This window comes from Thalassoglobus polymorphus, assembly GCF_007744255.1.
GTDB lineage: Bacteria > Planctomycetota > Planctomycetia > Planctomycetales > Planctomycetaceae > Thalassoglobus > Thalassoglobus polymorphus.
Window position 1 is genome coordinate 4,347,338 of the sequence record NZ_CP036267.1, and the last position, 25,568, is coordinate 4,372,905.

Genomic DNA, 25,568 nt, shown 5'->3' on the forward strand with positions numbered 1-25,568 from the left:
CAAGTGAGCGAACAACGAGGAACTACGTCAATGAATTTGAAAATTGTCTCTTTCGTTCTAGTTTCACTTGCTCAGGTGTCCTGCCTCTTCGCCGAAGCTGCCGAGCGGCCGAACATCATCTTCTTTCTCTCGGATGATCAACGTGCCGACTTGCTGGGCTGTGCAGGACATCCGATTCTCAAAACCCCAAATATCGACCAACTTGCAGCTCAAGGAACCCGTTTCGAAAATGCTTTCGTGACAACATCCATTTGTGCAGCCAGTCGAGCAACAATCTTAACCGGTCTCTGGGAACGCTCGCACAAGTACACATTCGGGACACCTCCGATTGCTGATGAGATAGTCCGCAACACCTATCCGGTTGTCCTGAAGCAGGCGGGATACCGAACTGGGTTTGTTGGGAAGTTTGGGGTGGGTGTCGCGAAGGGAATGACCGAAGAAATGTTCGACTCATTCGTTCCACTGAACCGAAATCCGTACTTCAAGAAACAGCCCGACGGAACGAAACGTCATCTGACGAACATCACTGGTGACAAGGCGATTGAATTCATTCGCAGCTGTGACGCAGATCAACCGTTTTGTTTGTCGGTCAGCTTCAACGCGGCTCATGCTGAAGACAGTGACAAGAAAGATCATTACCCATGGCCACCTGAAGAAGATGGCCTTTATGAAGATGTCACCATTCCAGCTCCGAAGGTCGACATTAACTTCTGGAAACAGCTTCCGTCATTCTTCCACACAGCGATGCACCGGGATCGCTGGTTCTGGAGATGGGACACGCCTGAGAAGTATCAGCATAATGTCAAAGCTTACTATCGCATGATCACCGGCCTGGATCGGAACATCGGTCGGGTTCTGGAAGTCGTGGAGAAACAGGGCTTCGGAAAGAATACCGTTGTGATCTTCATGGGGGACAACGGATATTACAAAGGTTCGCGAGGGTTCGCGGGCAAGTGGAGCCACTTCGAAGAATCACTTCGTGTTCCGTTAGTCATTCATGATCCTCGCGTTCCGACTCGTGCGCGAGGACAGGTTCGCGATGAAATGGTCTTAAACGTGGACGTTCCTGCAACCATCACTCACTATGCAAAGGCAAACACGCCACAGAGCTACCAAGGGAGCGACCTTTCAGGACTCGTGGAAGGGACGGCCTTCGATGGCTGGCGGGACGATTACTTTTGTGAACATCTGATGGACCGCTTCGATATACCGAAGTATGAAGGAGTTCGCGGAAGCCGATACGTCTATGCTCGGTATTTTGAAAATCTCCCTGAAGGTGAATTCCTGCACGATCTCGAAACGGACCCGCTTCAGCTGAAGAACCTGGCGACTGATCCTCAGTATGCGGAAACATTAAAAATGATGCAGGACCGTTGTGATGAACTTCGCGATCAACTTGGTGGAGAATACTCTCTCGAAAATATCCCGACAGTAAAGTACCTCAGAGCCAAACAGCAAGAACAAAAAAAGAACAAAAAGAAGTGAGCACTCGGACGATCGCAGTTTGTGAAAAGAAATCGTTTCTCACAGCGAGTCTCGAACGAGAGTTCGCGACCGATCGAGAAATCACATTTCGGTGGTTTCCGTATGTCGACGATTTACTGAGTCACCTCAGTCGGCATTCATATGAAATTGCCATAGTCGATTTCAGTCAAGTTGACTCGCAATCTCTCACCCAGCTCGCAAACTTTGCCTGTCAGCTGCAACTCATGGTAACTTGCCCCAAAGATGATTTTGACTTCGAGTGTCTACTGCGCGAGATCGGTGTCAAATCTGTCATTCCGGTCGGAACAAACGCAAAGCAAGTTGCGCAGACAATCCAAAAAATGATTGCCAGGCCCGAGTAAAAAGGACAGGTTTCAGAATGCCAGTTTGCATCTCGTATTGATTTATTGAATTGTTTTTTTCGAGGTCGTTGTGAAGTTTTATTCGATTCTCATTGCCGTTCTATTGCTGATTATCATCGGCTTGCTCGGCTATTGGTTCCTTGTTCCGGTCAAAAATGCTCCTCCTGGAAATGACTCACCCGAGGTGACCGACCTTTCCAAGTTGACTGATGAAGAGTTACTCGCATTAGCAGAGTCACGAAATCTTGGAATCGCAGAACTGGAAAACCACCAATGGCTAGAGAGCGCAGGACGCTTTCGCAAAATTCTAAAAACGTTTCCAGAGAGCGCATTGGCGATTCAAAACCTTGCAATTGCAGAGACCTCTTTCTTCATCGGTCTCGATGCGAGTGCTGGGAAGGAAACGTCGGATTCGTCGCAAAAACGTGCGATAGAATCGATTCAACAGTTACGCCAACTCCATCCCGACGACCCGGCCAGCTATCGCTTGGAAGCGAGAGTTTATGAGAAGCAGCTTCAACCAGTGAAAGCAATTGAGCTTCTATCGGAAGCTGCAAAACTGACTCCCGATGATCCAACGATTTGGTACGAAATCTATCGAGTCTCTCAATCCAGCCGAGATGACGCCGTTCAAAAATCAGGTCGAGAGGCTCTGACCCGTTTGCATGAACTCGTTCCCGAAAATGTTTTCGCGACAATGCAGTGGGTCATCACAACCGCCCAAAGTGATGATCCCCCATTGGCTGAACTGATCACAGAGCTCGAAACATTATTGACTCCACTTGCGCCGGGAATCGAAAAACGATCGCGATACAATGTGCTGACCTTTCTTGAAAAAGCGAAAGCAAGTTTAGAGTCTGGAAATTCCGCAGCTGCAAAATCGAGCTTAATGCCGATTAAAAATATTGTGACAGCGGACGCTGTTTCGAAAAACGACTTGAATGAACTTGACGAAAACGCTTTAGAGTTCATTCAAATTGACTTCACGAAAGTGGTCGAAGAACGGCTATCGGAAGTCTTGCAAAATGTCAGCCACGACCACATTGAAGTGAAATTTGAATCCGCAGCTGAACAAGTCGACATCAGCGATGCCGTTCAAGACTTGCAAATTGTCGATTTGAATCTGAATGGCCAACTGGAGATACTGACTCTCAGCGGGACAACTTTTCGTGGACATGCAAAGACATCCCCGAGCGAGTCTTGGGTGGAACAATTCTCGGTCACTCTCGACACAAAGCCGTCACATTTCATTGTGGCGGATCTTGATTATGAGTTAACCGAGACAGCAAAGGCTGAGGCAAAGACCGGGACAAAGGCTGAGGCTGAAAACAGTGCAGCGAGCCAGAGTTCGTTGCAAGATGTCATCTTCTTCGGTGCGGAGGGAGTTCAGTTATTCAAGACCTCTCTAGCTCCTGAAACTCGGGAGATCAAACTTGAGGCAATGCCCGCGTCAACAGAATTGAACGAGCTGAAGGATGTGACTCATGTCGTCGCGTCAGATCTCAATAATGATGGAGATCTTGATTTGGCAGTCATTGCGAATGGAAAGTTGTCGTGCTGGAACAATCAGGGGAATTTTGAATTCAAGAAGATTCAACTGGACGAAAATGCAACAGAGATCGAGGTGGTGGACTGTCTGGCGGTCGACTGGGACCGCGATATCGACACAGACATTCTCGTCTTGCTGAGCGACGGCTCATTGGGAATTCTGGAAAACTTCAGACACGGAACGTTTCACTGGAAGCCGTTCGGGCAAAAATTCAGCCTTGGACAAGGGAAGTCTCTAGAACTTGTCGATGCCGACCGGAACGGTTCCTGGGACATCCTTGTCGGTGGAACAGAGGGGATCGAAATCTTCTACACACGTGTTCCGCAAACCGGCAACGTTCAGTTCACGAAGTCAGAAACACTTTCAGAGAACCCCACGGAATCTCTGCTCGATCTCGATTTCGACAATGACGGATTCAGAGATCTCATCTCTGTCTCATCACAGGGGATGGAGTTGCTGCGAGGCACCGCAGCCATGAAGTATCTGAACGCCAATGATGTTCTCACCGAAAAACCGGAATCGCTACGTCAAGTCCGCAAAGGAGATCTTGACCAGGATGGAGACGATGATCTCGTCCTGCTCTCCGAGGGTAAGGTGCATCTTTTCACCAACAACGGTGGGAATAAAAATAATTGGATTGATGTTTCACTACTCGCTGCCCACGTGGAGAACGAAAGCGGTTCGAGTAGCCAGCGAATCAATCATTTTGGAATTGGAAGCACCCTGGAACTTCGAGTTGGAGCACAGTTCCAAAAGCAAATTGTCCGATCACCTCAAACGAAGTTCGGAATTGGCTCAAATCCTCAAGCAGATGCAGTCCGCATTTTATGGACCAACGGAATTCCACAAAATGTGATTCAGCCAGCTGCGAATCAACTGGTCTCAGAAGTTCAAAAACTCTCCGGTTCGTGCCCGTACCTGTATACATGGAATGGAGAGGAATTCGTTTTCGTCACAGATCTATTGTGGGCCTCTCCGATTGGGTTACAGAACCCAGCTGGCGAACTTGTTCCTGCACGGCCATGGGAATATCTGAAAATCTCCGGTGAGATGCTTGCCGAACAAGATGGCAAATACAAAATCCGAATCACCGAAGAGCTCTGGGAAATCGCCTATTTCGATCAAGTCAAACTGATCGCGATTGATCATCCCGAAGAGATCAATATCTATTCAAACGAGAAAGTCGGACCGGGATCAATCTCTGAATACAAACTGCACCAGGTTCGGAATGAACGTCTCCCTGCTTCCGTGGTCAACCACGTTGGTAGAGACCTGATGGCTGAGATTCGTCAGCAAGATGGCCACTATGCCAAACCGTTCGAGAAGAGATTGATGCAGGGCTACACCGATGACTCGTTCATCGAAATCGATTTTGGGCTGACCGAGAAACCGGAGCAACTGACGCTTTTCCTTACCGGTTGGGTACGTCCAACTGACACCGGATTGAATGTTGCGATTCATGAAAACTCACAGTTACGAGGTCCGGCTCCGCCTTCAATCCTTGCCCCGAATGAAAGTGGTGAGTTTGTTGAAACGATTCCTTATTGTGGATTTCCCGGCGGAAAGACAAAGACAATTGCCATCGATCTGACCGAGGCATTTCTCACAGACGATTATCGAATTCGTCTTGCGACCAGTATGGAACTTTACTGGGACAGAATTTTCTTTTCGACAGAATCGTTGACTGACGAGTATGTCAGCCAAACGCTCACCTGTACCTCCGCAGAATTACACTACCGCGGAGTTTCCGGAATCGCATTTGGTCCCAACAACGCACCCGAGAAATTCCTTTACAATGAAACGATTCAGGTGACCCCCTGGGCTGCTATTGACGGAAAGTTAACCCGTTATGGCGATGTTCGTGAGTTGATTGAAGAGACGGATCACAAGCTTCTGGTCATTGGTGCAGGAGATGAAATGATCATGGAATTCGATCTTCCAGAGCAACCACTTCGACCGGGATGGAAACGAGATTTTATCCTTCATAATGTCGGTTGGGACAAAGATGCAAACTTGCATACGGTCACGGGAGAAACGGTAGGGCCGCTCCCATTTGTCGGGATGGAGTCGTACCCTTACGATCACATTCAGGTGGCCCCTCATCCTCAAGAATATCTGGAAACCTACCAGACCCGTGAATTGCCTACCGAAGATTTTTGGTCAGTCCTTCGCCGATCTTCACTTGATGAGCTAAAATCCTCCGAACCGATTCGATCAAAGTAAACGACTGGCAAGAGCTCAGCGATATGTCCAACTGGACCATTGTTTCGTCTGGATCGACGGACCAACAATGGGAGAACGGCAACAAGGACTTAAGTCTGTCTTCGCGGTTTTCGAGTCTAATCCGGCAATTGTCAATTGGCCACTTTTGCTCATCGGGAACTCCGTACTCCAGAGTCTTTCACATCGGTACGGAAAATCAAAACTTCACGTTTTTTATCCAGTGAGTACTTCATGTTCTCTCGAAACATTATTGCGTTCATGTTTGCTTCCAGCATCGCTTCTCTTGGCATTGCGCAAGATCAGTTGGTGTACCCGCTGGATGTGGCAGTCGGCCCGGAGGACTCTATCTACATCGCTGATCGCAAGTTGCCAGGGATCTGGAAAGTCGTTGACGGGAAACTGGAAATCTTCTTCAAAGGCTCGAAAACATTTCGGACACCGCTCAACGCTATTCGCTGTGTAGTAGTTGATGACGATGGAACCGTGTATGCAGGCGATTCGGCCACACGCGAGGTCTATTCGTTTTCAGAAGATCGAAAGCCACTCCCTCTTACACAGGGGCACATTGGAATTGCAGCGGACCTGTTGATTGATGGAGATCACCTCATCGTTTCCGATTTGGAAACTCAACGCATCTGGACATTTCCAAAAACTGGTGGAAAACCTGAAGAAGTCGCCGTCATCGCTGCAGTGAGAGGATTGGCGAAAAATGAAAGTGGAGAGCTCATCTGCGTGACCACGCTCCAAGATCCGGTTCGGAAGATCAGTCAACAGGGAGAGATTGAAAAACTGATTACTGGGCGCCCGTTTCAAATGACACATCACTGCGTGATTGCGGGGGAAAATATTTACATCGCTGACAATTATGCGAACACAATCTGGAAAGCAGAACTCTCTCCGGGAGCCAAGCCGGAGGCGTACGTCTCCGGGGCACCGATGCAAAAACCTGTTGGGTTATGCCGATACAAAGAGGGTTTTCTAGTTGCCGACCCGCATGCCAGACAGATCTTCGTGATCGACAAAGAAGGCAAAGTTTCGCCACTCCTCTCCCAGACTGGATCGAATTGATTCAATTGGAAATTTGAATGCGTGCATTCTTTCGTTCACGTGCAACTTGCTCATCCCAAAGCGTTTTGGAGAGAGCTTTCACAACCTGTGCACGAGCATCTTCGAGACTGAGGTCTCCGTCATTGCGTTCATGAACCTTCACGATATGAAGCCCAAAGGGACTTCGAAATGGTTCACTGATTTTCCCCGGTTGAGTTTCAAACGCCACTGCAGCAATCGGCTCTGCAACGCGACCGTAATACTCAAAGGTCCCCAAGTCTCCCCCCTTGGCCCCAGAGGGACTGTCGGAATGCATCTTTGCAGCCTCTGCAAAAGTCAACTTTTGAGCCACAATTTCTTCGCGGAGTGTTTTAAGTTGCTTGAAGTTTTCCTCATCACTTGTGCCAGTTGGAGTCCGTTTGAAAATTTGTGATGCCTTGATTTCCGTACCATCAAAGTGAGTCTTGTTTGTCTTCCAAAATTCTTGAATTCGTTTTTCCGTGAGAGTCCGCGTGACGTGAGCATTCCAGGCGAGTTGGAGAGCAATCATGTCAACGAGTGAGTCTTCCTGAAGCCCAAGTGAGCCCAGCACTTTTTCGAGGTCGTCGCCTTTGCTTTCAACGAGTTTTCGAATTGCGTTCATTCGTTCGTCGATCAAGACCTGTTCTGCAGTCACGTTTCGTTTCTTTAAGAACTGCTTGATCAGTTCGCGATCAATCAGTTGCTCAATCAGTTGATCTTGAGACTGCGGCGTTGGAGTCGCAGCCAATTGTTTTTGGAAGAACTCAATCTGCAAATCTTTTCCCGTGATCTTGCGAGAGTTCACAGTTGCGACGATTTCGTCTGCAAGATTGCTGGGTTCAGCAGAGTGGGCACTCACGGTGAGTAGACTGAGTAACAAACAAGATGTCCAGATACGCATTGCTGCCTCGTGCTAGAGCATTTTGGGAAATCATGTACGCGTTCTGTCTCGTGTGTACAGCGTTTCCCTGATGAAAGGCGGTTTTCAGGAACCGAATCAACATCAGTCTGGTCAAGTATTTTTATAGCAGCCTCAAAAGGCTTTAAATTGAACCTTCGACTGGGGCGGACGTTGTCTCATTTATTCCGTTGGGCTGGTCCTGGAGGTGACCTTCCGGTTCGTCGACAAGTGCAATGACCGTTTGACCAGCCTTTGGGGAGTGTTGTTCTGTATCAAGTACTGTCAACTTTCGATTCTGCGAGATGAAAAGCGGGACCGCTGTGCCACCGTAAGCTTCCTGGAAGTTTTCAAATGTGAACTCAGGAGTCAGCTTCGTCACCTTGATCACCGCTCCGGAATCGATTCTGTCACTCAGTCGTTGATAGCTGAACTCGTCACCAAAAAGAAATCTTGCTCGCAGGTAAGATGTCGAGTTCTCTTGTTTTTCAGCGCGCCGCCAAGGAGTCAGCTGAAAAACATTTGCTCGCCCAAAAAGTCCTGAGAATTGCATTGCGCCCATCGAGTTGACTTCATCGTTCTGAGTCAAAGCGATGAGTCGTCCAATCCCGCCGAGATCAAGTTCGTTGACCGCATTTTCATTGAGGATATCTTTGCTGGAAGTTCGCAAGCCCTCCATTCTGGCTGTCGAAATATTCCAGCGATTGGTGTCGACGAGCATCACTGGGTAATTCGCTTCCTTGATGGCATGGCCAATCGCTCTTGCGAGTTCATTCGCTCCCAGAATCAGCACTCCTTGTGGATCAGATGAAGCCAAGCCGAGGTAGCGCGCCAATGGAAACGCAGTGAGCCCGTAAACGACGACGGTTCCGACGATCAATAAAAATGTGGCGGGCACGAGCCCCTTTCCATCGGGACCAAGGTGAATGGCGAAAACCGAGGCAACGGCCGCAGCGACGATTCCACGTGGTGCGAGCCAACTCAAAAACAGCTTTTCTTTGTTCGTCAGATTCGAATTCCATGTCGAAATGAAAATCGCTGCAGGCCGTACAAGAATAATCATGAAGACGACAAAAGCTGGCCCTCGCCAGCCGAGTTCTGCAAAGGAACTGATTGGCACACGTGCTGCCAGCAAAATGAACAACCCGGAAATCAGCAGTAGACTCAAGCTCTCCTTGAACTCGATAATATGTTTGAGAGTCACCCCTGAGTTGGCCATCATCACTCCCATCAGCGTGACGGCGACAAGCCCCGATTCTTCTTGTAAAATGTTTGAAACGGCAAACGAAAGCAGGACGAACAACATGGTGACCAATGCTTCCAGATGATCCGGAATTGCATGTCGCTTCAGGAAGAAGATTAACAACAAGGCTGCCAGTGCTCCAGAACCACCGCCATAAAGAATCGTCCAGAACAAATTCTCTAAGGCGATCATTGTTCCTTCGTTGACTCCGGTATCAAGAAACGCACGGTGTGCTTCGAAAACCAGAACCGCAAGTACAGCGCCGATCGGATCGATGACGATCCCTTCCCAACGTGCGATGGCACCGACCTGTCCGATCGGTCGAATTTGACGAAGAATGGGGCCAATCACAGTTGGGCCGGTCACGACGAGAATCGCACCAAGAAGAACAGAATTCGGCCCTGTAAACCCAAGGATGATGTAGGCGCCCAATGCACCGAGTATCCAGGTGACCAGCACACCAATTGTCAGTAAGTAGCTGAGAACAGAGCCGATCTCCTTCAGGTCTGAAAGCTTGAGTGAGAGACTCCCCTCGAACAGAATGATGGCGACGCTCATCGAGACAAATGGAAAGAGAGTCTCTCCAAGAAGCTCGTCTGGATTCACCAGATGAAAGACTGGCCCAGCGAGGAAACCTGCTCCCAACAGTAATAAAATCGATGGAAGTCGAATCCGCCATGAGAGCCATTGCGCTCCCGTTCCGAAGACGAAGATACTGGTCAGTGCGATGAGTGCGGCATGTTTTTCGAAAATATGTTCAAGCACGTTCGTTCTATTCGGTTCTATTCAAATTGGCGGTGTAGGGCAGTGTGATTCTCTACGATTCATCTTCGACGCTTTTGAAATCAGGAACTCAATGGCTCGCAGGGTACTGAATCCGGAAGGATTTGTTTAGCAGAAAGCCTAAACTGACGCTTCACTTTTTGAAACTGCCAGATGCACGTAAAGTAAGTTAAAAACAGGGTTTACCAGCATTGATAATACAGAGAGAGACTTCGAAACCACGATAATTTCGCATGATTTTCGCCCTCTTGTTTTCGGAACTCGAAAACTTGGATCAAATGACCGGTACATTCAAAATGATGAGTATTCTCTCGTTTTTCAGGGTTGCATTTCTTCGATTTCAATAAATCACCTGCCAACTGCTCAACCGCCTCCCTCACAAACATAAACACACTCTTGTGCCCACGAGAGCAGTTTGCTGTACCGTGTGCCCGTGAAGAAAGCATTTCTTTCATAAACTTGCTGTTCGTCACGAGGCAGGTCACGTGAATCTTTATCGAAATGCGATCGTGGTATTTTTCTCACAATCCATTTCGGTAGCATGTTTGAAAGACAGGTTTCTCGAAGGAGAGGGAGCTGTCGAACGGCGTCGGCAATAGCAAGTGCTCAACATCCAGAGAGAGTTATTGCCAGAGAGATTCCGCGGCAGTCACGACGCGAGCGTCACGCTGGTCAATCGCCCGAGTCCAAGCGGTTCGGCGTTCGCGGATTTTTTCAAGCCCGGTTGTGTAGCACGTTTTGTGTTCCAACTTCAAAGCATCGAGCACGTATTGCTCAGCGATGTCATATTCTTGCTTTCGGGCAGCTGCAATGGAGAGGTTAAACATTGCCGCATGATTCTTTGGGTTCTGTTGAATGGCTTGAGTCCAGTGGTCTTCTGCCCCGTTCCAGTCCCCTTTTTCGACAGCCTTCAAACCTTTCCTCACAGACGCGGACCCTTTTGTCCAGAAGTCGCAACTTGCGAATTTCATTTCACAATCCGTTTCGTGAGGAGCCAGCATTTTAACGACTTCGTCAAGGCACTGGCCTGTCAGCATCTGAAGCACTTCTCCTTGTGTCGGAAGATCTCCCTGATCGTTGACCTGCTCACCCTGATAATTTTTTGAAACCTGTTTGGCTGCTCGAATCTCACCCGTTTCAACATCAACGAGTCGAAACGCAATGGTCACGCTTCCCTCTCGTCTTACGACCTGATTAAAGTCAATGTCGATTGCACTGTTCGCTGATGGCGAATTACCCTCAGGATCTGCCTGACTGAAAATGTCCACGTCGATGTCCGTTGCACCGAGGACCAGATCATCACATCGATATTCAATGATATTGCCCACAATCACACCGTCGACATTGGCTTTGTGGGCAGCAGCGAGGACTCCCTGAAGCGAACTCCCTTCGGAGTAACTTGCTGTTTGAATTTCTGAAGTGAGTTCAGATCGGTCGACAACCGTGTAGAATCGATTTTCCCAAAGCCGATTGGAAAGGACAGCTGCGATGGCTTCACCCTGTTCACCGGAGAAGTCAGCGACGGCAATGCGATTCATTCCAGCAACGTCAATTTCAGCAGGTTCCAAACAGGTCACAACTGCGGTATGAGCGCAGCCTGTCAGGGAACAGAGTAAGATGCAAAAAATTGCCGAACGCATTCGGTAATGCCAATTTCAGAATAAAGAATGAGATCGAAACGTGCAGACGGATTACGGCATCGCCTTCCTCGGAGAAATCTCGCATGAGGAAAATGTGATGAATCTCCGAGTATTTTCGAGTACCAGTAGTACGGCTTATATCGGACGATTTCCGGTCGTTGCAATCTGTTTAATGATGCGAATTCGTAAAGATTTCACCAATATGAACGCCACATGAACACTGCTTCTGACCAAAATCGACCTCAAGTGAACCGACTTTTAGTCGGGATCATCGCCATTCTTTGCCTCATTGCCGGGGCAATCATTTCGTTGAATTACCCCGAAGAGAGCTTCTGGGGAGGGAGCTTTGTTCGAGTTGGGTTGCTGATGGCGGCGTTTTGGTACGCAGCTCCAACGAAAGGAAGAGCGGCTGCTTGGGCGAATGTCTCGCCCTGGATGATCGTGGGTGTGGCAGCGTTGTTGTTACTCATTGTTCGGCGACCACGTATTCTGATCCCCTTTGGAGTGGCCCTTTTTGTCTTAGGTTTCATCGTCCCGAAACTGCTGGGCAAGCCTCGTAAGCAATGAATAAAACTAGACTTAAGAAATATCGTCCAAGTCGAGTGGCAGCTGAGATTGATCATTTTCCATATTGAGCAAACGTCGCTTCATCGTCAGACCTTGTGGAGCGGAAAACCCTCCCAGTTTCCCGCCAGAGCCAACAACGCGATGGCAGGGGATGATGAGCGGCACGCAGTTTTTTGCCATTTGGTTTCCAACAGCACGAGCTGCTCCCGCTGAACCTGCACGTGCAGCGAGTTCGGCGTAAGTCACTGTTTGGCCATAACCGACTTTCAAAAGTGCATGAACCACTTTCTGCTGAAACGGTGTTCGTCTCCCCAGCGAAGTTGGAATTTTCGAAAGATCGACAGATTCTCCGAATGCAAAAGCGAGCAGCAATTTTTGCGAGTCTTTCCACCATTTCGGAGGTGTACTGTTGGATAGTTCGTATTCTTCGGAAATCAGCTCCAGAACCTCTTCTTCTGCAGAGTGTCCAAAGTGGAGACGTTCAATTCCTTCGGGCGTCATGACGACACCAAACCAACCCAACCCAGACTGAAACGTGACTGTTGACTTGCATTGAATCAAACCTTGTTGATCCGTCGGGTTCTCTTGACGTGTCAAAGTTGCCATGAAATCGCCTCTTTTGATTGTTGCCTTGTCTCACGATAGAATACCGTGTTCCCCACGATCTTTGCCATTCACACAACCTGCAACCACCAAGTTCACACCGTTTCCTGGTGAGCGACGGGAGAATTCATGAACATCTATGATTCACTTTCCGACGATTATTTCGTCAATATGAATCTCTACACAGAAATGCCTCTCCCTTCTCAACGAGAAACCGTTCTCGAATTCTTTGGACGTTTTCAAAAGTCGTATCCCACGATGAGAAACTTCTACACCCGCGACAGCGGGGCGTTCGTGCTGGAAGAAGACAAAGACCAGCCGAGCTATCGTTGGGTCAACATCGAAGAACGACGAATATGTAGTAGCTGCGTGAATCCAACCACGATTGATGATGCCGTTCCGCAGCATGCGTTGGCACTTGAACTTGCTCCATATATGTTGTCTGTGAGTCCATTGGATTGCGAAGCTCTCGATTTTCTCATCGGGTTCGATTTCCTTTACCGAGGTAATCATGACGAGTTGGTCGCTGAAGCACTCGGAATGGGACCGGCGTTCGACGGTGTCCTCGGTATCGAAGGGGCACGTCCACTCAACTTTGAGCCATCCGTCACGATGGCGTTGACGGACGATTGTCGCCGACAGGCTCGGCTGATGATCGAGACTCGGACAAACGCTTATCAGGTCCGTCGTGAGGACTACACTGAAGAACCGATCAGCGTTTACTTTACGATCCGTCAGTACGGAAGTTTGCCGCACAATGGAAGCTTTGTCGAAACTCTCGATGAACTTCGCCAGGACTGTGAGCGACTTCTCGAAAAGCATGTCATCGAACAAGTTCTCCGTCCGTTGCACCTCGCAATTTCGCAAAAATGATGCGACTTTCGGTGTTGAGCAGTCGCTTCTCAGGCATCTCTTTGTTGCTGTTCCCCACCAGATTCGCTATCACAGCAACTTGCCCGGTTTGCACTGAAATTTCGGAAATCACAGTCGTACGAGAGACTGCGAACACCGATATGAACTCATAATTCCATCGCAACAATTCTTTGCCCATTTCGGCGTTGCGTACGAATTTTCATCAAAACACGACAGACTCATCATTTGAATCGCATCGCGAGCAGCTAACGGAAAGAAGGAGAAGAGAGTGGCCGCAGGGAATGGAGCCACCGCCGAATCAAACGGAAACGGCGATGCTGATCAATTACAGTTTGTATCCATCAGCGACGAAACACGTCGTCGATATCTGAACTATGCGATGTCGGTCATCATGTCGCGCGCGCTCCCCGATGTGCGAGATGGTCTCAAGCCGGTGCAGCGGCGAATTTTGTACGTCATGTACAACGAGTTGCGACTGACTCCGGATGCGAAATTCGTCAAGAGTTCACGAATTGTGGGTGACACGATCGGAAAGTTTCACCCACATGGTGATCAGGCGATTTACGACGCGTTGGTGAGACTTGCGCAAGACTTTACCTACCGGGAACCCCTTGTGCATGGGCAAGGAAACTTCGGAAATGTGATGGGGTTGCCTGCGGCGGCATCTCGATACACCGAAGCGAAACTGATGCCGATCGCTGAACAGTTGATGTCGGAATTGCGGTACGACACCGTCGAAATGCGTCCGACATACGATGCCTCGCGTACTGAGCCGGTTGTATTGCCGTCGCAATATCCAAACCTGTTGGTGAACGGCACGCAGGGAATCGCTGTCGGGATGGCGACGAATATTCCGACACACAACCTGAGTGAAGTGATCAAGGCAGCTACGTATTTAATCGACCATCCCGACGCGACGGTTGCTCGACTGCGAAGGTATATCAAAGGTCCTGATTTCCCACTTGGTGGGCGAATTGTGACCGATGCAAAAGAGCTTAAAGCGATTTACAGCGAAGGTCGCGGAAGCATCAAGGTCCGTGCGGAATGGAGGTTTGATAAAGAGAAGCGAAAGGAAGTGAAAAACCGGCTGGTGATTTTCTCGATCCCCTATGGAGTTGAAACAGGCGGTCTCGTCAACTCGCTGGGCGATATTCGCGACTCCCGAAAACTTCCACAACTTGTCGAAGTTGCTGACGAATCGGATGGCGAACAAGGTTTGCGAATCGTTCTGCATATCAAGAACGGCATCGACCCAGAAACCGTGATGTCTTATCTCTACAAGCATACTCGGCTGGAAGAAAACTTTGCGTATAACGCAACGTGTCTCGTCCCGGATGAGCATGGCGCGCTGCTTCCCCAACGTTGCTCTCTGCTGGAATTGCTGCAGCATTTTCTCGATTTCCGCTTCGACACGGTTCGCAAGCGTTTCGAGTATTTGCTCGCTCAACTGGAAAAACGAATTCACATCCTCAACGGATTTGTCATCGTTTTCGACGGACTGGAAAAAGCTCTTAAAATCATCCGCAAAAGTTCTGGAAAACAGGACGCTTGCCAAAAACTGATCAAAGAGTTTCCGCTTGATGAAGAGCAAGCGACCGCGATTCTCGAACTTCAGTTGTATCGTATTTCTTCGCTCGAAATTGGCCGCATTCGCGAAGAGCTCGAAGAGAAAGAAACTGAAGCAAATCGAATTCGTAAAATTCTTGGATCAAACAAACGGCTCTGGAAAGAAGTTCAGAACGAGCTGAATGAAATCGAGAAGAAATTCGGGAACAAACGCCGAACCGCGATTGGGTCTTCTGAAGAAATCAGCGAATTCGATCCGCAGGCGTACATCGTGCGAGAGAACACGAACATTGTCCTCACCGCGGAAGGTTGGATCCGGCGGCTTGGGAAAATCTCAAGCATTAAAAAATTGCGAGTGCGTGAAGGGGATGATGTGATCGGGGTCTATCCGACATCGACCTTAGAGCACATCATACTATTTTCCAGCGACGGAACGGCATACACCTTGCCAGCAGACCAGATCCCCCCCTCGACCGGTTACGGAGAACCACTCGCCAAGCACATCAAGCAGAGCGATGGATCGGCGATCATCACCGCACTCTCAACCGATTCAAGATTTACTCCCGAAGACATCGAATACAAAGACTATCCTCCTGAACCGTATCTCTTTATCGCCACTGCGCAAGGACAGGTGATGCGGTTATCGCTCTCCGCATTCAGGACAGCTTCGACAAAAAATGGACGGAAGTATTGTCGACTCGCCAAAGGAGATCGCGTCATTCATGTTGAGATCATGGGAGAAGAGGACACCGTCTTCCTGATTTCGAAAGCTGCTCGGTTAATCCACTTTTCGGTCGCAGATGTACCGATCCTCAATGGTGCAGGGAAGGGCGTGCGGGGCCTGAAGCTCTCTGATCCAGATGACGAAGTCTTAGCTGCGAAGCGATTAACTCGTCCGGGAGATGTCCTTAAAGTCATCAATGAGAACGGTAAAGAGCTCAGTTTCGGTCAACTGAAGTACACCGTGACCGGCCGTGGCGGAAAGGGTGTCAAAACCAGTCAACGGACTGGAATCCAGGAAGTCGTTCGACCAGAAATCGAACTCGTCGACTGGTCAGAGATTGACGACAATTAAGAAACCTGAAAATTTCACATCTATTGAGGTCAATGCGAGTTGCTCTCTCGTTCGCCCGGGAACAACGAGTTACGTCAAAAAAATACCGCCTGTTCACACAGCAGGTAACGAATAAAATACAGGAATGCTGCTCCAGTACCGCCACATCAATCATCTCTGTCCTGAAAAAGACAATTCGATTCCGCGACTGGTACTCACCCCAATGCCACTTTACACTTTGATTTCAAATTTTTCTGAATCCTCATCCTCAACTCCTAGTCTCTAAGTTCATGTTGCTGCAAATTCTCAAAGCGAAACTTCATATGGCAGCCGTCACTGAGACGGAACTGCATTACCATGGCAGCGTGACGATTGACCGCGACCTGATGGATGAGATCGGTTTCTTGCCGTACGAAAAAGTCATGATCTCCAATTGCGAGTCCGGGATTCGTGCTGAAAGCTATATTATCCCCGGAGCACGTGGGTCAAAGGTAATCAAGATGAACGGGGCATTGGCCCATCTTGCCAGTGTCCATGATCGCGTCATCCTGATGACGTTTGCGTCCTTAGAGCCAGAAGAAGTGGAGTCATTCGAGCCGCAGGTCGCGATTCTCGATGAGCACAACAACATCATCGATCGATTTTCCGGCCAAGTTACCGACGAGGGCTGAGCCCTTTCACCTCATGGCATCTCCTGGAAAACTTGAGAACTGTCGGAAAACTCCTGGATCTGTAGCATTTTTCGAATCGGTGTTCGCGTTCTGCCTCGTGGTCTATAATCAGACTCTTGATGAAAGACGTTCTGTACGGCCACGGAAATACAAAAATGTTCGAGACAATTGGTGACTCTTCAAATGGCATTCAATAAAACACTCGCTGTCACCGATGAGTCCAATCTGAGCAAGGCTCTCGAAGAAGAGTTGCGAACCTTCGTTGCGGTGATGGACGTGCGGCGTCTCACTCGCTGCGGCGGGCATGCTTCTGACCCCGAACTCCACTCTTTCCAGCAAGCTGTCATTGGTGAGAAGGGTGAAGTGAACGTGGAAATTACAATTCAGTTCAACGATGGCGCAGCCCTTGATTGTTCCGGGCAATGTGGCGGCGAGGTTGTACAGCGAACAGAAAAGCTACTGGTTACAATCAATCGTCAGACTGGAAATGCTCGTTGGGAAACGACGGATCGCGTCATCAGCAGCGAAGATTGAGCTTGCAGGAATCCAGCAGCAAAGCTGGATCAAAGCCAAATCAAACGTGATTCAATCCAAAAACCTCTACTTCTACCCCTTCAGAATAGACAGCATGGTCTGGCTTGCGGCCAGGAAGCTCTAACGGGTGGAGTCCAAGAATCTCCTCGCTGTATTCCGAAAGTTCAGCCGTTTGGATTTGATACGGCGTGTGATGAACCTGCCCGCTTGCGAGTTGCCCCATCTTGAGCTCAGTGAACAGGATGTATCGCTCGACGAGAAAGAAATCGAGAGTTCCCTCGACAGCTGCCGAGGCTGCCCCGGTTCCCCGATATCGAAAATAATGAGTTTGCTTTTTCGAATCATTATAGCGGCGGCAGGAGTATTTAATCCAGTTCGCCGAATCTTCTGTGGCGGTCAGCTTTCCCCAGAAGTAAGGAAGTCTGAAGAAAGTTATCCCGAATCGGGCAGCGAGCCAACGGTTCGCATCGAGTGAAAGAAACCAAACGCCGGGGAGACCGTTTTCATCGTATGCATAAGTTCGAACGTTCAGCTCCAGAAAGTTCGAAACATAAGGAACAACTGGAGACCAAACAGGTCGAATGCTTCTCATATAAAATGGAACAACACCGACCCAGGCAGAGTCCTGATACGTATCAACCGTTAAGCCGGGAGGAAGCAACTTCTGTATTTCGGCGGGATCAAAACGCCAATGAAGAAAGAGCAACTTCTGCCACGTCTGAAACATGACCGGCTTCTCATCTGGTCTTCGTTGCAACTGCTTGCGTTGTTCAAAGCTCGGTTGTACGACGGTCATGTCAAAATGTCATGTCTGAATGTGCTTTGTGGTCAACAGTGGAACAGGTGAGGTCTGTTGCTTGTGACAGCGAGAAAGTTTCTCTACCGTTTTTCATAGAAGATCAGTTTGTCAATTGAATCCTATCCACGAGACAGACCGCGAATTCGACCTCAATAATGTTTGAGAATGATGATAGTTCGATAACCGAGATTCAGGTCACGAGTTCACAGGGATTTTTAGCTTCTCTTCAAAAATTTCACCCCGGTGATTCTCGCTTTGGTTGCCGTCAACGGAAAGTCGAGGCCAATAATTCCTGCATCACCGCAACCTACCAACTCTACGCAGCTTATCATTTCCTTGAGAAGCCTCAGCAACTTTAACGAGTCAATCAGATCGGTTTTCAGGAAATCGAACGTCCAGCGACGTTGACCATTCAACCCGATTTCAAAAAGTGTTATCACGAACACCACGACGTTTGTGTCGAGTCATTCGGAGCGGAACCTACCGTGGCTGAATGGCTTTTCTTCTCGAGTCATATTGGAATTGTGATGTCTCCTTCGTTACGGCTCATCTTCGCTGTCCATAATCATCAGCCGGTCGGCAATTTTGATGGTGTCTTTGAACAAGCGTGCCGGGAAGCCTACGAGCCGTTCTTGGATGTCATGGGCGAATTTCCTGACATCCCGGTAACAATGCACATTTCGGGAAGCCTGCTCGAATGGCTGCAGGTCAATCGAACTGAATATCTGGATCGGATCAAAGAGTTTGTCCGTCTGGGACAGTTGGAAATCCTAGGTGGTCCGTACTTCGAGCCGATTCTGGCATCCATTCCCAGCCGAGACCGCGTTGGACAAATACAAGCCTACGTTCAGCACCTTGAACAGTTCTTCGATACGACCGTTCGCGGAATGTGGGTTCCAGAGCGAGTCTGGGAGCCATCCTTTACCAGCGACATTGTTGACGCAGGAGTCGAGTACACGATCCTTGACGATTCACACTTTCGCTGGGCAGGGTTTTCAGATGATAAGCTGCACGGGCACTACTTAACCGAGAACGAAGGCCGCTTACTGAGCGTGTTTCCCGACGACGAAACATTGCGATACACCATCCCATGGTCAGACCCTGAAGATACTATTGATTATCTAAAAAATCTGGCTGAGCGATTTCCCGGAACGATCGCTTCCTTTGGGGATGATGGAGAAAAGTTCGGTTCCTGGCCGGGGACGCACTCTCACGTTTATGGTGAGAAGGATTGGCTGCGACGTTTCTTTTCCACTCTTCAGGAAAACTCAGAGTGGCTGCAAGTTGTCACGATGGGACAAGCCGTTGACTCCGTTGCACCTCTGGGAAAAGTCTATCTTCCAAACGCCAGTTATCGGGAAATGACAGAATGGGCATTGCCGACTGAGCAACAGCCGATCTATCAGGAGGCCTTAAAGTCTCTGCAAGAGGGAGAGAACTGGGAACAGACGAAACCTTTTTTCCGAGCGGGGCTTTGGCGAAACTTTCTTGTGAAGTACCCGGAAAGTAATGAGATGTATTGCCGGTCGCTGGAAGTCAGCGACCGTTTGGAGAAACTTTCTGCTGAGCTGAAAGATTCCGATTCACTCGCGACTCTGCAAGCTGCCCGCATGGAATTGTATCGCGGTCAGTGCAATTGTCCGTATTGGCATGGTGCGTTTGGAGGGTTGTATTTGCCGCACTTGCGAAACGCGATCTATAAACATTTGATCGCGGCAGACTCTCTGGTTGAAACGCTTCAAGGTCGAAGTGGCCGCTGGGTAGATGTCTCTGTTCAGGATTATAATCTCGATGGACGCAAAGAAATCCGCTTGGCTGGTGATCGTTTCATTGCCTATTTCGCTCCTGCCCGGGGAGGGCATCTTTACGAGTTCGATGTTCGTGAGACGAAAACAAATCTGCTGAGCACCTTGAACCGGCGTCCTGAACCGTATCATCAAACGATTATTGACTCAGCCGGCATCCATGATGAAGTCGACGATATTGATTTCAACACACACGATGGTCACCGATTCAAACAGGCGGATCTTGATAAACAAATCGCCTATGACCGCTGGCCGAGAAAAAGTCTGGTCGATCACTTCCTGCGTCCGGGGACGACATTTGAAGAATTCCAACACGGAAACGGAGAAATTGGCGACTTCCTTTTAGGAGTTTATGAGACCCGCACGCGCAAGTCTGCAAAACGTGTTGAGGTCGTCATGTCCCGCAAGGGACGGATTGGAGAGCATGTTGCAGAACTGCGAAAGACAATTGGTCTCGATACGAACAATTCGAGTCAAATTGAAATTCAATATGAACTGTCTGGATTACCTGTTGGAGAGGAGATTCACTTTGCTGTGGAGTTCAACTTTGCAGGGATGGCTGCCGGACAGCCGGACCGATATTTCTACGATTCACGTGGGCAACAGGTAGGCCCGCTGGAGTCGATACTGGAACTCCCTTCCGGCGATCGCATTGGATTGGCAGACGAGTGGCTGGGAATTGATGTCGGTCTTGAATTTTCGCACCCTGCCGAAATCTGGACTTTTCCGATTCAGACCGTCAGCCAAAGCGAAGGTGGCTTCGAACTTGTCCATCAGAGTAGCACGGTCGTCCCTTTCTGGAAATTTATCGTCGACAGCTCGCAATCATGGTCAGCTACGCTTCTGCTGAACGTTGACACGTCCGCTGCCTATGCCCGTTCCTTATCGACCCTGTCGATACACTAGAACAGTTCCAATGTTTCTCTTGTCGACGAAGTACGTTTCCACAAGTCCAGACGCTGATGCCACGAGGCAAATCCTGCAAACCAATTCGAAAGATGCTCTAGAAGCATGTTTCATTTAGGTCTTCCTCAGTTTCCTGTTCAGCTCCCGGTGAGTCACCGAGGGCGACAGGGACCCCGGAAGCGTGTTTCACGGTCCTGAGAAACAAGAAAGTGTTCAGGAAGAGGCGGGTTGATGAAACCCTGTCAGCGCATAAAAAACGCCACACAAATCCATGTGTGGCGTTTTTTGTTTTGAGTGCTCTGGACTCAGCTTCGTTCGGAAGTCGTCGACTTCACTGGAATCATTCGGTCTCGACTAATTTGAGACCGTCAAATTTCCTTTCAGAGCTGCAACATAGTCAAGGGCGATATTGATTGCTTCATTGTTGTAGAAGTTTTCAGGGAAGATTGGATCTTCTGCATCGGGATCTTTTTCTTCTTCCTCTTCGTCAATCTTGTCCTCTTTGTTGGCTTTCTCGTCTTCCTCTCGCTCTTTTCGAACAGTCTCGGCGTTCAGAGAAATTTTCGTACGAGTCTTGCGTTCCAGGTAGCGGGAAACGGCTCGTTCAATTCGTTGGAAGTCTTTGTCCTGACTCACTCGTGTTTCACTGTTCTTTTGCAACGCTGAAACCACTTGAGGATTGACGCTTGAAACTTGTGAGTACTTTGCCGAACGAATTTTATCGAAAGGTAAAGCATTGTCGAGGAATGATTCTCCCAAGTCCCAATGATCAATGAGCGAAGGCAAAACGATGTCCGAGCGAACTCCTCGGTTTTGTGTACTATCACCTTGGACTCGGTAGAACTGTTGGATCGTCAGTTTCAGTTTTCCACGATCACTTGGTGTAATGAGCCGGAATGGCTGACGTGGAGAGACGTCCATGAGATTCTGAACAGTCCCTTTTCCGTGAGTGGTGGTATCACCGATGATGATCCCGCGACGGTAATCTTTGATCACACCAGCGAAAATTTCAGAGGCCGAAGCAGAGAGACGATTACAAATGACCACGAGAGGTCCGTTGTACATCACGCCCGATTCTTCATCATTCAGAATGCGAACGTATCCACTCGGCTCTTTCACTTGGACAACGGGTCCACGATCAATAAATTGACCAGAAATTTCAACAGCTTCGGTCAGTGCTCCACCACCATTGTTTCGCAAGTCAATAATCACAACATCGACTTGCTCACGGGCGAATTGTCCGAGGACTTTCGCAACGTCAGCTCCTGCACTCTTAAAGTTCGCAGCTCCACCTGAGGCTCCTGCGAAATCACGGTAGAAGGATGGCAGGCTGATGACACCAACTCGACCGGGGCGACCGACACGGTCAGCTGCCTCGATGATTTCGCCTTTGACTTCTGATTCTTTGAGTTCAATTTTCTTGCGAGTCAGTTGGATGATTTTGATTTTGCCATCTTTATCCGACTTCACCTGCAAGCGAACAATCGTTCCGCGAGGTCCGCGGATCATGCGAACGACTTCACTGAGTTTCATCTCGTAGATGTCTACAATTTCGCCTTCCGCTTGCCCGACACCGATGATTTTGTCTTTCACTTTCAACCGACCATCATCGGAAGCAGCACCACCGGGGACAATGGAAGCCACAACCGTGTAGCCGTCGTCTCCTCGCAGAGCGGCTCCGATACCATCGAGGCTCAGACGCATTTGAATCTCGAAGTCTTCCCAACTTTGCGGAGACATATACGACGAGTGTGGATCAAACACGCTGGCCAATGCGGTTAAATACATTTCCAATTGTTCGCCGGTTCCGTATTGGTTCACAGTCAGTAGCGTATTTCGATACCGTTTGTGGAGGCGTACTCTCGGATCGATATCGTCTGCTTCGTCTTTCTCTGCCTCTGGATCTTTGGCAGCCTCTTCTGCGTTCAACTTAAACAGAAGGAGGTCATGTTTGACACGACGGCGCCAACGGTCATCGAGCTCTTCTGTCGATTTCGCCCAGGTCACCTTTTTCGGGTCGGTTTCTAATTCCTCGTCGATTGTGAAATCATGCTCTTTCTCAACCCACTCATTGGCGACACCCATTTGACGAGTCAGACGCTCTTTGTAGACCTCGAACAATTTGTACGCAAACGCGACATTTCCCTCTTTGAGTTCATCATCGAGTTGAGTTCGGTATTTCTGGAATTCCTGAATATCTGAATCCAGGAAGTAGAGCTTCTGTGGGTCGAGGTCTTTGATAAAGCTATCGAGTAATGCTCCCGAAACTTCATCATCGATTGATCGTCGAGAAAGGTGAAACTGTGGGATGATTTTAGAAACTAGAACCGCCGTTTCCCCATCAGCTGCGTCAGCGGACGAAAGCCTTTGAGCAAAAAAAGTGGTCAGTCCAAGAACTAACATTCCGGCAGCGGTGAAGCGTCTGATCCGCGAGAGATTCAGTAAAGACATAAGATTCGCCTGTAGAATTGCGACTATACCATCCTTGGGTGAAAAATTTCTCATTCTGCCTCGCGGCAGAATCTGTAAAGAATGAGAAAATCTCACCCGCTGGTTCGATAAGATCATTGCAAGTTATGCGGTCCGTCCATAGATCACATCACCGAAATGCTATCCCATCAGGCGATTCACAGCAAGACGCGGTTTTTCAGGAATTGAGAAATCGGGTGTTTTTGCGAGATTTGGTGATTCACAGAATTTGATCAAACTGACGGCTTGGGAAGCTTTAAGCGTTCCTCGCCCCACATTTGAACAATAGTTTTGCCCGATGCCTTGAGCTGATCGAACAAGACGGAAAGGCGATCTTGATCCAGATTTTTTTCATATGCCTTTAGTAATGCGACTGACTTTCCTGCGTCAAGTTGGGTCAACAGTGCCGCCAGCAACCCTTCGATATGAAACGCCCGATTACGTGCGACGTCCGAACAAACGGCGACTGTTTCTCTGACGGAAGTCCCGAAAAGTTCCTGAGCAGAATTAACCGCTGCATGAATACTTTCTTCCTTCGGACGACTCGGGTTGTCCCAGTCATAAGGCGGGGTCCATTCCATCATCGGACTCAGTAAATCAATGTGTGTTAAGCATAAGACGACAGGGGGGATCTTGAGTTCAGGGCGAGTTTTCGCATGATTCTGGATCGTCTCGAGCAGTTCGACATCAGCAGCTTTCCCGGGGGAGTGGGCATCCGAAACCAGCAGGATGACATCAGCCTCCTGAATGGCCTGTTCCAGTTCTTTGAACTCTGACCTCGAAAGCCCTGCATCAGCATAGCCCGGCGTATCGAGAAAGGTCAGCGATTCGTTGGTGTCAGGAATCGGCAGACGGTAGCGGCTGACAGTTTTCGTGCTCGGAAGGATGTCAACCACGGCCTCCTGTTTACCGATGAGTGCATTGATCACGCTCGACTTACCTGCCTTGACCTGCCCGACGACAGCGACAATCACCGAATCAGGCGGAATTGTAGATGGGTTTGCGAGTGACTCAACAGTGTGTGCCCCAAATGTCGCTCGATAACGATCTGCCCCGCGACGCAATCTCCCGCTATTCATTTCGATGAGATAAAAACCGACCTGACGAGTGAACCTCAAGTAGACAGCAGCCAGAAATTCGGTCCGTAGTTCTTCCGCGATTGGCTGCAAGGTGGCTTTTGATGAAAGGTATTTTGCGATGTTCAGCGGATTCAAAAGCAGGCTTGCCATCCAGCCCACCTCGCTGACACGCTTCGCCCATTTCGGAGCTTTCCCGAGGTACTTCCATTGTTGAATCGTAATCAAGTGGCTGCCGGGGACCGATTCATGAAACCAGATTTCCAAGTCTTCAACTGCCAGTCGAATAGCAGCGAGAACTTCGACGACAGTGAGTGACGAGTAGAGCTCTTTCCCTTTTGGGTGATAATATTTCCCGAGTGACCGTGCCAGGTCTTGAGATTGGTGAAGGTAAAACTGAAGGTCCGTCAACTCTTCAGGAGTGCACTCGTCAACCTGATTTTGATACTCTTCGACAATACGCAGTGCTTGTTCGTCCTTTTGTGTCCAGTGCTTTGGAGTCTCATTCGGAAGCGATCTGGGAGGCTTGGCAGGCCACAGTTTTGCTGTCAGAAATGCAATGAACCAACAGCCAGGAATAATCCACCACGTCCAACGAAACAGACCCGTTTGCCAGAGTGCATAGCCCCCGAAGCCGACATAGACAAACACGGGTGAGATGTAGAGAATTCCGAGGATAATTGAGCGTATTGAGACCATTGTACGTATGATGTTTACCTTCAGATGATTTATTGAAAGCTGCTAACGCTACTTCTGAAACGATTAGAGAGACTCGGATTTCTAAATCATGATCAGGTGTCGTTAGAGCACGTCAACTCTACGAATGTTGTTTACAAGAAAACAGGGAAGGATCAAGATGGCTGTTGAGATTGCGACGTTTGGTTCGGGATGCTTCTGGTGTTCCGAGGCTGTTTATCAGACTGAAGAGAGCGTGCTGAAAGTGACTTCCGGTTACACGGGCGGGAATGTTCCGAATCCGACGTATGATCAAATCTGCACTGGAAACACCGGACACGCAGAGGTCGTTCGTCTTGAGTTCGATGCGACAAAGATCACTTACGAAAAGCTCGTGAAACTCTTTTTCCAATCGCATGACCCAACAACACTCAATCGTCAGGGAAACGATGTTGGAACCCAATATCGCTCGGTGATCTACTATCACTCTCCTGAGCAAAAGCAGATCGCAGAGCAGGTCAAAGCAGAGCTTGAGGCATCCGGGAAGTATTCAAGTCCCATTGTCACGGACATCGAACCGGCTCCAGAATTCTACCCAGCCGAGGATTACCATCAGGACTTCTATTTACGAAATAAACGTCATCCGTACTGCGCGAACATCATTACTCCCAAGTTGGAAAAGTTGACAGAGGCACCGAAGTGACGGAGCTTTAACCCGG

At 49.0% G+C, this 25,568-nt stretch carries 19 protein-coding genes; 12 read left to right on the top strand and 7 right to left on the bottom strand.

Annotated elements, in window-relative coordinates:
• Window positions 1-30: 30 nt before the first annotated feature.
• The 4 genes from Mal48_RS15680 to Mal48_RS15695 all read left to right on the top strand — a co-directional run bounded on the left by Mal48_RS15680 (window position 31) and on the right by Mal48_RS15695 (window position 6,687).
• Window positions 31-1,485, top strand: a complete 1,455-nt coding sequence (locus Mal48_RS15680; RefSeq protein WP_197441745.1) for a sulfatase family protein — start codon at window positions 31-33, stop codon at window positions 1,483-1,485.
• On the top strand, window positions 1,482-1,847 hold the full coding sequence (locus tag Mal48_RS15685) for a hypothetical protein (RefSeq protein WP_145201527.1): 366 nt from the start codon (window positions 1,482-1,484) through the stop codon (window positions 1,845-1,847). Before Mal48_RS15680 ends, Mal48_RS15685 begins: the two co-directional genes overlap by 4 nt.
• A gap of 70 nt (window positions 1,848-1,917) precedes the next feature.
• Window positions 1,918-5,619, top strand: coding sequence for a CRTAC1 family protein (locus Mal48_RS15690; protein WP_145201530.1), 3,702 nt, complete (start codon window positions 1,918-1,920; stop codon window positions 5,617-5,619).
• A gap of 231 nt (window positions 5,620-5,850) precedes the next feature.
• Window positions 5,851-6,687 (top strand): NHL repeat-containing protein, encoded by an 837-nt coding sequence (locus tag Mal48_RS15695; protein WP_145201533.1) that lies wholly within the window; start codon window positions 5,851-5,853, stop codon window positions 6,685-6,687.
• A 1-nt stretch (window position 6,688) separates the two neighbouring features.
• Here the strand turns inward: Mal48_RS15695 and Mal48_RS15700 are convergent, their stop codons facing one another.
• The 3 genes from Mal48_RS15700 to Mal48_RS15710 form a co-directional block, all read right to left on the bottom strand.
• Window positions 6,689-7,588 (bottom strand): foldase protein PrsA, encoded by a 900-nt coding sequence (locus Mal48_RS15700; RefSeq protein ID WP_145201536.1) that lies wholly within the window; start codon window positions 7,586-7,588, stop codon window positions 6,689-6,691.
• 142 nt (window positions 7,589-7,730) lie between these two features.
• Window positions 7,731-9,593, bottom strand: coding sequence for a cation:proton antiporter (locus Mal48_RS15705; RefSeq protein WP_145201539.1), 1,863 nt, complete (start codon window positions 9,591-9,593; stop codon window positions 7,731-7,733).
• Window positions 9,594-10,234: 641 nt separating this feature from the next.
• Window positions 10,235-11,149, bottom strand: coding sequence for a CsgG/HfaB family protein (locus tag Mal48_RS15710; RefSeq protein WP_197441746.1), 915 nt, complete (start codon window positions 11,147-11,149; stop codon window positions 10,235-10,237).
• Window positions 11,150-11,291: 142 nt separating this feature from the next.
• Here Mal48_RS15710 and Mal48_RS23330 point away from each other — a divergent pair, with 142 nt between their 5' ends.
• Both Mal48_RS23330 and Mal48_RS15715 read left to right on the top strand, forming a co-directional pair.
• On the top strand, window positions 11,292-11,468 hold the full coding sequence (locus Mal48_RS23330) for a hypothetical protein (RefSeq protein WP_197441747.1): 177 nt from the start codon (window positions 11,292-11,294) through the stop codon (window positions 11,466-11,468).
• Window positions 11,465-11,818, top strand: a complete 354-nt coding sequence (locus tag Mal48_RS15715) for a hypothetical protein (RefSeq protein ID WP_145201545.1) — start codon at window positions 11,465-11,467, stop codon at window positions 11,816-11,818. The genes Mal48_RS23330 and Mal48_RS15715 overlap by 4 nt, the downstream gene beginning before the upstream one ends.
• A gap of 12 nt (window positions 11,819-11,830) precedes the next feature.
• On the opposite strand, the gene Mal48_RS15720 is transcribed toward Mal48_RS15715, so the two are convergent.
• Window positions 11,831-12,424, bottom strand: a complete 594-nt coding sequence (locus Mal48_RS15720) for a methylated-DNA--[protein]-cysteine S-methyltransferase (protein WP_145201548.1) — start codon at window positions 12,422-12,424, stop codon at window positions 11,831-11,833.
• 126 nt (window positions 12,425-12,550) lie between these two features.
• Here Mal48_RS15720 and Mal48_RS15725 point away from each other — a divergent pair, with 126 nt between their 5' ends.
• From Mal48_RS15725 to Mal48_RS15740, 4 genes are all read left to right on the top strand, one after another.
• The gene (locus Mal48_RS15725) at window positions 12,551-13,294 is read left to right on the top strand and encodes a hypothetical protein (RefSeq protein WP_145201551.1); all 744 of its coding nucleotides are present in this window, start codon (window positions 12,551-12,553) and stop codon (window positions 13,292-13,294) included.
• Window positions 13,295-13,562: 268 nt separating this feature from the next.
• Complete coding sequence (locus Mal48_RS15730; protein ID WP_231739622.1) at window positions 13,563-15,935, top strand: DNA gyrase/topoisomerase IV subunit A; 2,373 nt, start codon at window positions 13,563-13,565, stop codon at window positions 15,933-15,935.
• A 269-nt stretch (window positions 15,936-16,204) separates the two neighbouring features.
• Entirely contained in the window at window positions 16,205-16,585 is a 381-nt protein-coding gene (panD, locus tag Mal48_RS15735) for an aspartate 1-decarboxylase (RefSeq protein ID WP_145201555.1), read from the top strand.
• A 183-nt stretch (window positions 16,586-16,768) separates the two neighbouring features.
• On the top strand, window positions 16,769-17,119 hold the full coding sequence (locus tag Mal48_RS15740; RefSeq protein WP_145201558.1) for a hypothetical protein: 351 nt from the start codon (window positions 16,769-16,771) through the stop codon (window positions 17,117-17,119).
• 40 nt (window positions 17,120-17,159) lie between these two features.
• Here the strand turns inward: Mal48_RS15740 and Mal48_RS15745 are convergent, their stop codons facing one another.
• Window positions 17,160-17,915, bottom strand: a complete 756-nt coding sequence (locus Mal48_RS15745; protein WP_145201561.1) for a YqjF family protein — start codon at window positions 17,913-17,915, stop codon at window positions 17,160-17,162.
• A gap of 530 nt (window positions 17,916-18,445) precedes the next feature.
• Here Mal48_RS15745 and Mal48_RS15750 point away from each other — a divergent pair.
• Window positions 18,446-20,629: an alpha-amylase/4-alpha-glucanotransferase domain-containing protein gene (locus Mal48_RS15750; protein WP_145201564.1), complete on the top strand. Its 2,184-nt coding sequence runs from the start codon at window positions 18,446-18,448 to the stop codon at window positions 20,627-20,629.
• A 354-nt stretch (window positions 20,630-20,983) separates the two neighbouring features.
• Here the strand turns inward: Mal48_RS15750 and Mal48_RS15755 are convergent, their stop codons facing one another.
• Together Mal48_RS15755 and Mal48_RS15760 are read right to left on the bottom strand one after the other, a co-directional pair.
• A complete protein-coding gene (locus tag Mal48_RS15755) occupies window positions 20,984-23,080 on the bottom strand; it encodes a carboxy terminal-processing peptidase (RefSeq protein ID WP_231739624.1) in 2,097 nt (698 codons plus the stop codon).
• A gap of 251 nt (window positions 23,081-23,331) precedes the next feature.
• Complete coding sequence (locus Mal48_RS15760) at window positions 23,332-24,873, bottom strand: GTPase (RefSeq protein WP_145201567.1); 1,542 nt, start codon at window positions 24,871-24,873, stop codon at window positions 23,332-23,334.
• A 157-nt stretch (window positions 24,874-25,030) separates the two neighbouring features.
• On the opposite strand from Mal48_RS15760, the gene msrA reads away from it, so the two are divergent.
• Complete coding sequence (gene msrA / locus Mal48_RS15765) at window positions 25,031-25,552, top strand: peptide-methionine (S)-S-oxide reductase MsrA (protein ID WP_145201570.1); 522 nt, start codon at window positions 25,031-25,033, stop codon at window positions 25,550-25,552.
• Window positions 25,553-25,568: the final 16 nt, after the last annotated feature.